Source organism: Streptomyces phaeochromogenes (assembly GCF_001418655.1).
GTDB lineage: Bacteria > Actinomycetota > Actinomycetes > Streptomycetales > Streptomycetaceae > Streptomyces > Streptomyces phaeochromogenes.
Window position 1 is genome coordinate 21,777 of record NZ_LIQZ01000085.1, and the last position, 12,493, is coordinate 34,269.

The window sequence follows — 12,493 nt, forward strand, 5'->3', positions numbered from 1 at the left end:
GCTGGCTCCTTGCTGCGGGGTGTTCATGAGGTGACGGGTTCTGCTGCAGTAGTCGGGGGGTGGGGCCCGGAAGTTCCCGGCGAGATCCAACTACTTTGCGGGCATTGCCGGATGGCCCTGTTTTCCCGCTGGGGCGGGCAGCGTTCCAGTGGCGACGCAGTGGTCGAGGTAGCGAAAGACGAGATCGTGGTCGACGGGCGGGCAGGTGATACCGCTGCCGTGCAGTCCGGTCAAGACGTTGTCGGCGCGGACCCGCCCCAGGCGCAGTTCGGGCCCGGTCGCCTCATCGGTGTCCGCGTCCCAGGAGTCGAAGAAGGCGAGCGTGGTCGCCGCCGCTCCGGAGGTGCTGGACGAGCGCGGCAGCTCGGCCCGCCACTGGGCCAGCGGCATGCGGCGCAGCGGGTAGCCGTACTCCTCCAGCCAGTCGTAGACGTCGCTCAGCCGCACCGGGGTGGTGGCGTGGTTGAAGACTGTTGCGGTTGGCGGGCGTTGTCCGAGGCAGAGGTGGACAAGTGCCTGGGCGACGTGGTCGACCGGTGTCCAGGTCTCCTCCTCGAACAGGTCGGGGACGATGCCCGCGGGCACGCCCGCGCGCAGCACGCTCCAAAGGAAGTCCCGCTCGTTCACGTAACCGGTGGCAGACGGGCCGACGATTCGTCCGAGGCGGTGCACGGTGACCGGCAGGCCCCGCTCGGCGGCCTGTTCCAGCAGGCGCTCGGCGGCCCACTTCGACTGCTGGTAGCCGTACCGCAGTCCGATGTGGGGCGGGAGGAACGCCTCCGGGACCTCAGGTGCAAGGCCGATCGGTGGGGCGACGGAGAGGGTCGAGACGAAGTGCAGGGGCGTCGAGCGCACGGCCGCCATGCGCAAGAGGTCCCTGGTGGACTCGGTGTTGGCGGCGCGGAGGGTGGCGTACTCGCGCATGATGCTGACCGTCGCGCCGTTGTGGACGATCGCGCCGCAGGTGCGCGCGAGTTCGGCGAAGAGCGCCTCATCCAGGCCGAGGCGGGGGCGGGCGAGGTCTGCGGGAACCGCCGTGATGCGTTTTCGCGCCACGTCCGAGAGGTGGATCTGGTGGATTTCCAGGGACTGATGGATGCGGGCGGCAGCCTCTGCGGGACTCGGGGCCCTGACGGTGCAGACGACCTCCGCGTCGGTGCTCGTGAGGAGTTCGGCCAGCAGGTGCACGCCCACGAAGCCGGTGGCGCCGGTGAGCAGGACCCGGTCCGGTGTGTCGGCCGCCCGGGGATGACCGCCGCCTGGGTGGATGTCCGGATCGAGGACGGCGTCGGCGAGCAGAGCCGGCGGAAGGCCGGAACCGGCCGCCCGCAGCTGGACTTGGCCCTGAGCCTGCTGCTCCTGCTGCTTCAGGAACCTCGCCAGTTCGGCGGGCGTCGGGTGCTGGAAGAGCCAGGCGACCTTCACGTCACGGCGCAGTTCGACGCCCAGGCGGTTGGCCACCTGGATGACCTGGAGCGACTGGGCGCCCAGGTCGAAGACGTCGTCCCGCGCGGAGACGGCTGCCACGGCGAGCACTTGCTGCCAGACGGCGGTGATGGTGCGCTCCAGCGTGCTGTCGTGCGCCGCTGTCTCGGCACCGTGATCCGGCACCTGTGCGTCGGGATCCGGCATGTGTACGTCGGGGGCCATCGCGGCCAGCGCGTTCCTGTCGATCTTTCCCGCGCTCGTCCGGGGCAGGCGGTCCGGGAACTCGACTGCCGACGGGATCATCGCGGCAGGCAGTGCCGCCCGGAGGTGGTCCCTGATCAGGGCCACGGCCGGGGCAGCCCCGTCCGGGACGACGTGTGCGACCAGGCGCCGAGTCCCGTCCGCCAGCAGCTGTCCCACGACGGCGGCGTCGCGGACTCCCGGGTGGGCCAGGAGGGCGCTCTCGACCTCGGCAGGGTGCACGCGATGACCGCTGATCTTGAACTCGGTGTCCGACCGGCCCAGATAGCGCAACTGCCCGTCGTCGCCGATCCGTACGAGGTCGCCGGTGCGGTAGGCACGGGGCGCTCCGGGCAGCGCGTGGAGAGGGGCGAAACGGGCGGCGTCCGGTGGGCGGTCTCCCCGGTAGCCGACGGCCAGGTTGTCGCCCAGGAGGTGGAGTTCGCCGTCCACGACCGCGGCGCGGGTGCCGGGGAGCGGCAGTCCGATGGGGACGTCTCCCGGGGCGAGGGAGGGGTCGTGGAGGTCGGCGACGGTGGCGACGACGGTGGCCTCGGTCGGGCCGTAGGTGTTCAGCAGCCGGACGGATGTGCCGACGGCCTTGCGCCAGCGGTCGACCCGCTCGGGGAGGGCCGCCTCTCCGCCGATGACGACGGTGTGTACCTCGGCGGGCAGGGCGGCGGCACCGGTCGAGATCGCGTAGGACAGTTCGTGCCAGTAGGCCGTGGGCAGGTCGAGGAAGGTGATCCGCAGCCGCGCGCAGGCGTCCAGGAACCCGGAGACCGAGTCGGTCATGTCGTCGCTACGGACGACGAGCGTGGCGCCCGCGCAGAGGGTGAGGAAGACCTCCTCGACGCTGGTGTCGAAGTGCAGAGCGGCGAACTGCACGACACGGTCCCCATGGTGGAGGCCGTAGCGGTGGGTGGCCCCGGCGACGAAGTGCGCGAGGGCGCGGTGGCCGATCTCGACGCCCTTGGGGCGTCCTGTGGAGCCCGAGGTGTGGATGACGTAGGCGAGGTCCTCCGGTGTCGGTGCCGTCGGTGTCGGTGCCGTCTGGCGGGCCGCTTCTTCGGACTCGGGTTCCGGCTGGTCGAGTTGCAGAACGGGCCGGTCCCCGAAGTCGTCGGCGTGGGCGCTGGTCGTCAGGACGAGTGCGGGGCGGGCATCTTCCAGCAGCTCCGCCCTGCGGGCCCGCGGCGCGGCCGGGTCGAGTGGGCAGTAGGCGGCACCGGAGAGCAGGATGCCGAGGATGGTGGTGATCGCGTCGATGCCTCGGGGCAGGGCGACGGCCACCAGGTCGCCGCGGCCGATCCGACGGGCGGCCAGTCGGCGGGCTAGATCACGTGCCGAGCCGAAGAGCTGCGCGTACGTGATGCTGCGTCCATCGTGCTCGACGGCGACGGATCCGCCGCGCCGGGCGTCGTGTTCGGCGATCAGGCCGAGGACCGGGCGCACGGGGCCGGGCGGCGGCCCTCCGTCCAGGACGGTGGCGGCCTCGCGCGCCCGCAGCTCACCGAGCGCCCGGTCGGGCGCGGCGACGGCCTCCCTGAGCAGGTGGAGCAGTCCCTCCTGGAGCGCGGCGACGTCCGCCTCGTCGTAGAGGTCGGGGTTGACGTCCACGGCGATGCGCAGGCCCGCGCCCTCGGAACGGTCGTAGACATTGACGGACAGGTCGTCGACTGGGCCCGCGGAGACGTTGTGGACCGTGCTGCGGTGTCCGGCGAACCGCAGGTCGTACTCGAAGGGCATGATGTTGACGCCCGGCCCGGACAGCCGGCGCTGTCCTCCGACGAGTCTGAGGTCGCGCCGCAGTTGTTCGTAGCGGTAGCGCTGGTGCGGCAGGCCGGCGCGCAGTTCGCGGGAGATCCTTACCGCGAGGTCCCGCAGACTGTCCGACGCGGTGACCGTCACGCGCAGGGGCAGGATGTTGCGCACCATGCAGGGAACGCGGAGCGAGACCGAGCCGAGGCGCCCCATCGCCGGCAGGCTCAGAACAATCTCCGGGGCGCCGGTCGCCTGGTGCAGCTGGGCCGCCGTCACCGCCAGCAGGACCTCCGACCAGGTGATCTTGAGGTCGCGGGCGACGGCACGCAGGGTCTCCGTCTGTGCCGATCCGAGGTCCACCACCCGTCGGTGGAAGGTGCGCGCGGGCAGGGCCGTACGGCCGGCGGGTGTCGCCACGGCCGGCCGGTCCGCGAACCGGTCCGCCCAGTAGTCGCGGTCCTTGGCGAAACGGGCCGACTCCCGGTAGGCGCGTTCCTCGTCCCGCACCGAGGCCAGGGTGCCGAAGCCGCTGTCCGCCACCGTCTGGCCCACCGTCAGGGCCGTGTAGACCTCGGCGACCCGGCGGGCGACCAGCGACAGGCCGAAGCCGTCGAGGGCGATGTGGTGCACACGGTGGTACCAGAGGTACTGCGCCGGTGCGATCCGCAGCAGGGCGTGACCAAAGACGTGCCCGTGCGCGAGGTCGACGGGGCGGGCCATGTCCTGGTCCATCCAGGCCAGGGCCGCCACGTGCGGGTCGGGCTCGGCGGTGAGGTCTGCCGTGTGCAGGTGCCACTCCCCGGCAGGGGCATCCGTCTGCCAGGGCCGCCCCTTCTCGTCGACGACGAATGCGACGTTGAGGGCTTCCGTTTCCGCGACCACACGGTGCACGGCCGTGTCGAAGACGGCCGAGTCCACCGGTCCGTCGATGTGCACGTACTCGGCCGTGTTGTAGGCGGGGCTGTCCGGGTCGAGCTGCTGGCCGGTCCAGATACCTTCCTGGGCGGCCAGCAACCGTCGCCGGTCGGCTATGTCTCCTATGTCGTTCATGGCGTCGTCATGCGGTGACATGGCCCGCTCCCCCTTGACGTGCGGAGAGCAGCTGCCACCACTGGTCGAACGAGGTGCACTCGGCGAGCTCGATGAAGGACACGTCCAGGCCGGTCTCCCGCCACCGTTCGATGAGGGTGACGATGCGCAGGGAGTCCAGCCCCGCGTAGAGGGGGTTCTCTTCGAGGTCGACTTCGTCGGGCTGCTGGTACAGGAACTCCGCCAGGTCCGCGCGGAAGCCGTCCAGCGTGAGGGGAGCAGGCATGTCGTTCTCTCTCGGTGGCTCGTTGGCTGTCGGTGGCGTGTCGGCGGCGGTCAGTTGACCTTGCGTGCGGAGTCGCCCCAGAAGCGGTCGCGCAGTTCGCGGCGCAGGATCTTGCCGCTGGGGTTGCGCGGGACGCTGTCGATGAACTCGTAGCGGGCGGGCAGCTTGAAGCTCGCGAGCTGTGGGACGAGGAAGGTGTGCAGGTCCCGGGCACTGGGCTGCTGCTCGGGCACGGGGACGACGAAGGCGTGCACGTATTCGCCCCAGCGTTCGTCGGGGGCTCCGACGACGACGGCCTCGGCGACTCCGGGGTGGCCCTCCAGAACGTTCTCGATCTCGGCCGGATAGACGTTCTCGCCGGCGACGAGGATCGCGTCCTTGATGCGGTCGCGGATGAAGACGTACCCGTCCTCGTCGACATAGCCGGCGTCCCCCGTGTGGATCCAGCCGTCTACGAGGGTCTCGGCGGTCTTCTCGGGCAGCCCCCAGTACTCGACCATGCGCGCGGGCGTGGCCAGGCAGACCTCGCCGACCGCGCCCGGCGGCAGTTCGCGCCCCTCGCCGTCGATCACCTTGCTGCGTACGCCCGGATAGGGGTGGCCCGCCGCCTGCATCAGGGATCCGCCGGGGACATGTGCGGCAGGCGGCAGGCAGACCGCGGTGTTGCCGGTCTCGGTGAGGCCGTAGATCTGGGCGAACTCGCAGTCGAGGACGGCGAGGCTCTCCTCCAGCAGTGCCTCCGATATCGGGGAGCCGCCGTAGACCGTCTTGCGCAGAGTGGTGAAGTCCTTGGCGCCGACGCCGGGTTCGGTCAGCATCATGCGGAGCATGGCAGGCACGACGCAGGCGGTCGTGATACCGAGATCGCGGATCAGGTCGACGGCCTGGCGGGCGGCGAAGGCGCGCATCGCGACGACGGTGGTTCCGGCGTTGAAGTTCTGCGTGGCCCACCAAAGACCGCCGATGTGGAAGCCGGGGATGCCGATCAGTGCGATGTCCCCCACGCGCCAGTCGATCCAGTCAAGACCCTCACTCGCCAGGGCGTCGCGAATCGCGAAGAAGCTGCGGTGGGCGAGCACGACGCCCTTGGGCAGTCCGGTGGTGCCGCTGGTGTAGAGCTGCGCGACCGGGGTGTCGGGGGTGACGTCGTACGGCTTCGGGTCGGTGTCGGGGTGCGGTGCCTTCCAGGCGGCGAAGGACTCTCCGAGCGCGACGATTGTTTCGGGGGGCGCGGTCGGCATCTTCTCGACGATCGGCCCGAACTCGTCCTCCAGGAAGAGCAGTCGGGTGCCGGAGTCCTGCAGGATGTGGCTGATCTCGGGCGCGGTGAGCCGCCAGTTGACGGGCACCAGGACGGTGCCGCTCTTGGCACAGCCGAAGAGGATCTCGTAGTAGTGCTCGGACTCCTTGCCGAGGTACGCGACCCGGTCGCCCGGCGCGAGGCCGGCGGCCTCAAGGGCGTGGGCGATGCGGTTGCTCTCGCGGTGCAGTTGCTCGTACGTCAGCGTGCGGCCCTCGCAGAGGACCGCGGGGGTGGTGGGCTGGTGCTGTGCGTGGAAGCTCGTGGTCTGGACGAGTGTCTGGAGCTGCGGGTGGTGGAGCCGGTCCATGGTCGTGGATCTCCAGTCTCGTGTCAGGGGACGTTGACGAATGCCAGGGTCGCCTCGCCGTCGCAGCGGCCCGAGCCGGCGTCCCAGTAGCGGAAGGCCGTATCGGCGTGCACGAACGGGCTCCCGCCGGCCGGAGCGCGCCGGGTGACGGATCGGAACTCCATCTCCCCGGAAAACACACGGGGATTGACCGGGCGTCGGAAATTCGATGAGAAGCGAGCGATGAGAATGTCCGGGAGCTGGTGCTTCCAGAAGTCGTCCAGCGTCCAGGATTCGAATCCCGTGCCCAGCCCTTCCTTCACGGACTTGGCAACGAGGAAATACATCATCTGGTTGTAGCAGATGTTCACCTCGACGGAATTCAGATGACCGGTGTCGTCGATATAACACGACTCGGGGATCTCGAACTCGCAGCGGGCAGAGGCGTGCCCGTCAGTTTCTGTCACAACGGCCGAACGCAGGTACTTGCAGTGGTCCTTGTACGGCACCAGCACCTGCGCCAGCAGGGCTTCGTCCGTCATGCCGCCCTGATCCCGTCGTGCAGCTTGCGTTCGTCGTGCACGGTGACGCGGTAGGAGACGGTCGGCTCCGGCGTGGTCGTGTGCCGGGCGCGGTGGATGAGGCTGCGGTTGTCCCAGACCAGCAGGTCGCCCTGCTCGAAGCTCTGCAGGTGGATGTTGTCGTGCTCGAAGGACTCGTCGAGCTGGCCGGTGGCGTCGAACAGCCGCTTGAGCAGCTCCTCGTCGAGCGGCTTGCCGTCCTGGTCCTCGATGCCGACGGTGAAGCCCTCACTGACGTAGAGGACCGTCTCGCCGGTCATGGGGTGCGTGAACGTGGTCGGCTGGACGACGGCCGGGGTCTTCCGCTCGACCTCCTCGATGATCTCGGAGATGGGGCGGTAGACATCGTGGGGCCGGATCTTGAAGTACTTGCGGACGGAGTGCCGGCAGTACGTCCCGCCGATTTCCTTCTTGAGATCCTCGGGCAGCCTGTCGTACGCCCGGCCCATGTCGATAAAATATGTGCCCCGGTTCTTCTCCGGAATGACCTGGGGGTAGATCAGGGTGATTCCGAACGGGTCCGGCATGAACTGGTAGTCGGCGTGCCAGAACTTACCGGTCTTCGGGACACCTATCTGCTTTCCGTTCTCCGGCACGTTGGAGGAGACGAATATCTCGGAAACCTCCGGGTGCTGGTACATCGGTTCGTAGTAGGTCTCCGGTCGGCCCAGCCGCTTGCCGAGTGCGAGGAACTCCTGGGGCGAGAGATCCTGGCCCTTCAGGACAGCGATCTTCTTCGCGTAGATGGTGCTCTTGAGGGCGTCGATGTCGGCGTCCGAGGCGGTGGTGTGGTCGAATCCCGCGACCGCCGCGCCGATCGCGGTGCCGGGCTGTTCTTTGATCTGCATGGGCTGCTGCCTTTCGAGGAGTGGAGAATTCGAGGAGCGGAGAAGAGGAGTCAGACCGCCGCCTGCCGGGCGTCGACGAGTCCGGCGATGTCGCCGAGCGTGAGGTCGGGCTGGAGTTCGTCGTCGCCGACCTTCACACCGAGGTCGCGCTCGATGCGGATGCTGATCTCGACCGTCGTCAGCGAGTCGACGTCCAGTTCACCAAGGGTTGCCTCGGGACGGATCCGGTCCGCGGGAGCGTCATGCAGCCTCGCGAGGATGTCGACCAACTGTTCGTAGGTGGTACTCATGACGTCGTCCGTTCTCCTTGGCCGCAGGGGTCGTGGGGGTCGCAGGGGTCGTACGGATGGGCCGGCGCGGGCAGCGCGGGCCAGGTCAGGAGGCAGGAGCCCCACGTGAGGCCGCCTCCGAAGGCGGTGAGCAGAAGCCGGTCGCCCGGGCGGATCATTCGGCCGGCGGCCGCGTCGGCGAGGGCGAGCGGGATGGACGCGGCGCCGGTGTTGCCGACGGACTCGACATGGGTCACGCAACGCTCCCGTGTGAGACCGAGGTCGTCGGCCACCGAGTGCAGGATCCGCAGGTTGGCCTGGTGGGGTACGAAGTGGTCGACGTCGTCGACCTTCCAGCCGGCCCGGGACAGCGTGGCGCGCGCGGACTCGGCCATGCGCGTCACCGCGTGGCGGTAGACCTCCTTGCCCCGCATGGCGAAGTGCCGGTCCTGGCGGCTCGGTTCGCCCGGTAGGGAGCGCTGACGGGAGCCACCTGCCGCGACCATGATCAGGTCCTCCTGGGTGCCGTCGCTGCCGAGGTCGAAGTGGCCGACCGCGCCCGGCTCGTCGGGATGCCCGGCGCGCAGGACAACGGCTCCGGCGCCGTCGCCGAAGATGATCGCGTTGGCCCGGTCCAGCGGGTCCACGATCGTGGAGTAGGTGTCCGCCCCGATGAGCAGCACCCGTTCGGCCACGCCGGCCGCGATGAGACCGGCGGCCGAGGCGAGCCCGTAGACAAACCCGGTACACACGGCGCTGATGTCGAAGGCGGCAACTCCCGCCAGCCCGAGTCGCGCGGCGACCGCGGGCGCGGTGGCTGGACAGGTGTGGTCAGGGGTCGTGGTGGCGACAACCACGGCGTGGACCCGGTCCGTCGCGGCGGAGGCGAGCACCCGGCGGCCGGCTTCGACGGCCAGGTCGGACGTCGCCTGTCCGGGATCGACGACATGCCGTCGACGGATCCCGGTCCGGGTGCGGATCCACGCGTCGTCGGTGTCGAGCCGTCGCGCGAGGTGCTCGTTGGTCACCACACGGGACGGCACCCATCCGGCCAGCCCGCACAGGACGGCGGCCCGAGCAGCGGAAGGACCGGCGGCGATAGGGAACATGGGGTTCTCCTGGCATGACGGAGGACGGCCGGGCAGCCCGGACACGGGAAGGGAGGTGAGACAAGGAAGTCGCGAAGGGAGGGCCTAGGGACCGCTGGTCCCGGTCGTCCTGCGCAGGGCGTGCAGCGCGAGCGCACCGCACCCGATCCCGCCCGCGATCACGAAGACGGCCGTACGGATGCCGTCGAGGAGCCCGGGGCCCGAGCCGCTCTGCCCGACACCGCCGGCGAGCGCGACCAGCACGGCGAGGCCCACCGCACCGCCGACCTGCAGGGTGGTCGACGCCAGTCCCGAGGCGATGCCCTGGTCCCCGGGGGCCACTCCGGCGGACGCGACGATCCACATACCCGTCCACGCGGCCCCCTGGCCGAGGCCCATCAGCACGATCCCCGGCAGCAGCGCGGGATACGAGCCGTCCGAGGTCAGTGCCAGGCCGAGGGCAGCCGCTCCGACGGCGCCCAGCACCAGGCCGCCCACCAGCATGCGGCGCATGCCGAAGGCGGACACGGCCCGTTCGCCGACCTGCGTACCGACGGCCACCACCACTGCAGGTACGAGAAACGCGAGCCCGGTCGCGACCGCGCTGTAGCCGTGGACGGTCTGGAAGTAGAGGGTCAGGAAGTACGGCACCGAGCTGAACGTGGCGCCGAACAGGGCGGTCACCCCCATGGCCGCGACCAGGCCACGGTGGGCGAACAGCCTTGCCGGTACGAGCGGATCGCGCGATCGCCTCTCCACGACGGCGAAGAGCGTCAGCAGCCCGACGGACAGCACCGCGCTCCCGAGGGCCACGGGCGTGCCCCAGCCCTCCGCGGGGGCCTGCACCAGCAGGAACACCAGGAGCGTGATCCCGCCCGTCGCGGTCAGCGCGCCCGCCACATCGAAGTGCCGCGAGCGGTCCCGCGGCCCGTCCACGGGGAAGAGCGACCACCCGGCCACCGCGAGGGCTCCCGCCACGGGCACGTTGACGAAGAACACAGACTGCCAGCCGAACGCCTCCACCAGGACGCCGCCGAGCAGGGACCCGAAGCAGAGCCCGCCGGCTCCCGCGGCACCCCACACCGCCAGGGCCCGGTTCCTGTCGGGCCCTTCGTCGTACATGGTGTTGATCAGGGACAGCGTCGCCGGGAACAGCAGGGAGCCGCCGACGCCCTGTACCGCCCTGACTGCCACCAGGACGCCCGGTGAATCCGACAGGCCGCCCACGAGGGACGACCCCGCGTACAGCAGCGCCGCGACGACGAACATCCGGCGCCTGCCCAGCAGATCCGCGGCCCGGCCGCCCAGCAGCAGGAAGCCTCCTGTGGCCACGACGTAGGCGCTCACCACCCACTGCAGGTCGTGGTCGGAGAATCCCAGCCCGGCGCCGATGTCCGGCAGCGCGACATACACGATGTTGTAGTCGAGCGAGATGACGAGCTGTCCCAACGCCAGCACGAACAGCGGAACTCCGAGCGGCTTTCGCAGCGGCTTCTTTACCGGCTCTGTCACGGACATCATCGATCACCCCCTCGGGATCGCAATAAAAAGAATTCCCGCGAAGGAATTCCAGCAGGTCGATCATTTTCAGCCACGGTAGCAGCCTGGATCCGGCTTGTGAATGGTCAATTTCTCGAACCCCATTGCTTTTTCACGGAGTATCAGGGCATCCCTTTTACCCGACAGTCGAAAACTGCCGGGATAGGGAAGCCAGGGCTCTACCGAATTACTTCCTCCGCGTCATCCCTCCCCCATGAGACGCCGAATCTCAGTCATCAGGGCGACGAGCGCCCGGCGTTCCGGAACGGTGGTCTCCGGATGCCAGAGGTCGATGAGCAGGCAGGTCCGCGGCCGGGTCCCCGAGTTGCGTGCCTCATGCTCGAAGGAGTAGTCGAAGAGCAGGCACTTTCCCTCTTCCCAGGAGCGCGACTCTCCGGCGACCGTGATGCTGCACCCGTCCGGGATGTCCACGGCGAGATGCAGGTTGATGCTGAAGTTCCACAGGTCGCAGTGGGGTTCGATGACGGCGCCCGGCAACAGGGTGGAGAAATGACATTCCAGGAGGGGGCATATCTTCTCCGTGTCGACGGCCACGTCTTTCAGTACCTGATAAGCAGTCGGAACCGTTGCGGCGGACTCCTCGACGAGACCTCCTTCACGGAAGAGGTAGAGAGCCTGCCAGTTCTCCTGGCGGGTCAGATAGTGCTCGTAATCGGAGAACGCCTCCCGGCGCGCCGCCCATGCGGCATTCAGCTCTTTCTTGATCTCCTGATGACTGGCTTCCAGTTCATGGACGACGGGGGCAAGTTCGGCGTAGGAGTACGGGTCGTGCCAGGGAGTGGGAGAGAGCCCAGGCATGATCCACTTGGCTCCCTTCTGCAATGGATTCCGTTCGCCACCGCCCGGCTCCAGCATCTGCTCGACCCGAGTGATCGATTCCGCACCGAACTCGGCTCTGATCGCGGCGAAGGCGTTCTCTATTTCTGGTGTCATACGGTTCTCCGGAGCTCAGCGGCCAGGTCGGGGGATGCGGTGACGGCCGATGATCACGAGGAAGCGGTCGACGTCCGGAGAACCGTCCCCCGGCACTCGAACTCCACGATCGACTCCGTATAGGTGGCGGCCGCGCTTCCGAACTCGCGTTCCAGCAGCCACAGGGCACCGTCGATGCCGGACGAGACTCCTCCGGCCGTCACCAGGTCGCCGTCGTCGACGACCCGCTGGTCCACGACCCGGGCTCCCTGTTCGGCGAGGTAACTCCGGGCCAGGTGGTGCGTGGTGCATGTACGCCCCGTAGTCAGGCCGACGGCGGACAGCACCATCACCCCCGTACAGATACCGAGGACCGTCACGCCCGCTTCGTGCACCGCGCGCAGCGCAGACGGCAACTCCCCCTTGCCGATCTCCGCCCAGACGCCGGGGCCGTCGCGCCGACCGAAGCCACCGCCGGGCACGACGACCAGATCGGCCTCGTGCGGGGACCAGGCCGCTGCCGCCACTTTCGTGCCGAAGCTGTGGGTCACCTCGGCCGCCTCCCCGCCGGTCACCAGCTTCACCGTCACCGGATGGGCCCGGGCAGCCACGGAGAAGACCTCGAACGGGCCGAAGACGTCCAGCTCTTCCACGCCGTCGAAGGTGACGATGTGGACTCGCAGTGCTTCACCACTGTCACCGCGAGCGCGACCCGGGGCTGCCGCGTGGGCGGCGCCGGCAGCGAGTGGGGTCGTCGAGAGGGCACCGATCGCCGCCGCGGAGGACTGCAACAGACGTCTTCGCTTCACGTGTGCCGAACCACCTTCGCCCGAAGTGCCGCGCCCCGACCCTCCGCCGACCTCACAGGGTGGTCATTGGGTGTCGAACCGCGCTGTCGA

10 protein-coding genes are annotated in these 12,493 nt (G+C 69.2%); all 10 read right to left on the reverse strand.

Annotated elements, in window-relative coordinates; translation table 11 throughout:
* Positions 1 to 90: 90 nt before the first annotated feature.
* The gene (locus AOK17_RS12090) at positions 91 to 4,503 is read right to left on the reverse strand and encodes an amino acid adenylation domain-containing protein (RefSeq protein WP_245697104.1); all 4,413 of its coding nucleotides are present in this window, start codon (positions 4,501 to 4,503) and stop codon (positions 91 to 93) included.
* Positions 4,490 to 4,747 (reverse strand): phosphopantetheine-binding protein, encoded by a 258-nt coding sequence (locus AOK17_RS12095; RefSeq protein WP_055612404.1) that lies wholly within the window; start codon positions 4,745 to 4,747, stop codon positions 4,490 to 4,492. Before AOK17_RS12095 ends, AOK17_RS12090 begins: the two co-directional genes overlap by 14 nt.
* 50 nt (positions 4,748 to 4,797) lie before the next feature.
* On the reverse strand, positions 4,798 to 6,357 hold the full coding sequence (locus AOK17_RS12100) for a fatty acid--CoA ligase (protein WP_055612405.1): 1,560 nt from the start codon (positions 6,355 to 6,357) through the stop codon (positions 4,798 to 4,800).
* A gap of 23 nt (positions 6,358 to 6,380) precedes the next feature.
* Positions 6,381 to 6,878 (reverse strand): (2E)-enoyl-ACP glycyltransferase, encoded by a 498-nt coding sequence (gene scoD / locus AOK17_RS12105; RefSeq protein ID WP_055612406.1) that lies wholly within the window; start codon positions 6,876 to 6,878, stop codon positions 6,381 to 6,383.
* Positions 6,875 to 7,765 carry a (3R)-3-[(carboxymethyl)amino]fatty acid oxygenase/decarboxylase gene (gene scoE, locus AOK17_RS12110; RefSeq protein WP_079052960.1) on the reverse strand — a complete coding sequence of 297 codons (891 nt, stop codon included), beginning with the start codon at positions 7,763 to 7,765 and terminating at the stop codon, positions 6,875 to 6,877. The genes scoD and scoE overlap by 4 nt, the downstream gene beginning before the upstream one ends.
* Before the next feature lie 50 nt (positions 7,766 to 7,815).
* Positions 7,816 to 8,055: an acyl carrier protein gene (locus AOK17_RS12115; RefSeq protein WP_055612407.1), complete on the reverse strand. Its 240-nt coding sequence runs from the start codon at positions 8,053 to 8,055 to the stop codon at positions 7,816 to 7,818.
* Positions 8,052 to 9,143, reverse strand: coding sequence for a beta-ketoacyl-ACP synthase III (locus tag AOK17_RS12120; RefSeq protein WP_055612408.1), 1,092 nt, complete (start codon positions 9,141 to 9,143; stop codon positions 8,052 to 8,054). Before AOK17_RS12120 ends, AOK17_RS12115 begins: the two co-directional genes overlap by 4 nt.
* An 84-nt stretch (positions 9,144 to 9,227) precedes the next feature.
* Positions 9,228 to 10,640: an MFS transporter gene (locus tag AOK17_RS12125; RefSeq protein WP_055612439.1), complete on the reverse strand. Its 1,413-nt coding sequence runs from the start codon at positions 10,638 to 10,640 to the stop codon at positions 9,228 to 9,230.
* 222 nt (positions 10,641 to 10,862) lie between these two features.
* Positions 10,863 to 11,615: an aspartyl/asparaginyl beta-hydroxylase domain-containing protein gene (locus tag AOK17_RS12130; protein ID WP_055612409.1), complete on the reverse strand. Its 753-nt coding sequence runs from the start codon at positions 11,613 to 11,615 to the stop codon at positions 10,863 to 10,865.
* Positions 11,616 to 11,668: 53 nt separating this feature from the next.
* Positions 11,669 to 12,403, reverse strand: coding sequence for a DJ-1/PfpI family protein (locus AOK17_RS12135; protein WP_055612410.1), 735 nt, complete (start codon positions 12,401 to 12,403; stop codon positions 11,669 to 11,671).
* Positions 12,404 to 12,493 lie beyond the last annotated feature (90 nt).

Coding starts and splice junctions, on each gene's coding strand:
- AOK17_RS12090 (WP_245697104.1), bottom strand. CDS start 4,503: ATGTCACCGCATGACGACGCCATGAACGACATAGGAGACATAGCCGAC.
- AOK17_RS12095 (WP_055612404.1), bottom strand. CDS start 4,747: ATGCCTGCTCCCCTCACGCTGGACGGCTTCCGCGCGGACCTGGCGGAG.
- AOK17_RS12100 (WP_055612405.1), bottom strand. CDS start 6,357: ATGGACCGGCTCCACCACCCGCAGCTCCAGACACTCGTCCAGACCACG.
- scoD (WP_055612406.1), bottom strand. CDS start 6,878: ATGACGGACGAAGCCCTGCTGGCGCAGGTGCTGGTGCCGTACAAGGAC.
- scoE (WP_079052960.1), bottom strand. CDS start 7,765: ATGCAGATCAAAGAACAGCCCGGCACCGCGATCGGCGCGGCGGTCGCG.
- AOK17_RS12115 (WP_055612407.1), bottom strand. CDS start 8,055: ATGAGTACCACCTACGAACAGTTGGTCGACATCCTCGCGAGGCTGCAT.
- AOK17_RS12120 (WP_055612408.1), bottom strand. CDS start 9,143: ATGTTCCCTATCGCCGCCGGTCCTTCCGCTGCTCGGGCCGCCGTCCTG.
- AOK17_RS12125 (WP_055612439.1), bottom strand. CDS start 10,640: ATGTCCGTGACAGAGCCGGTAAAGAAGCCGCTGCGAAAGCCGCTCGGA.
- AOK17_RS12130 (WP_055612409.1), bottom strand. CDS start 11,615: ATGACACCAGAAATAGAGAACGCCTTCGCCGCGATCAGAGCCGAGTTC.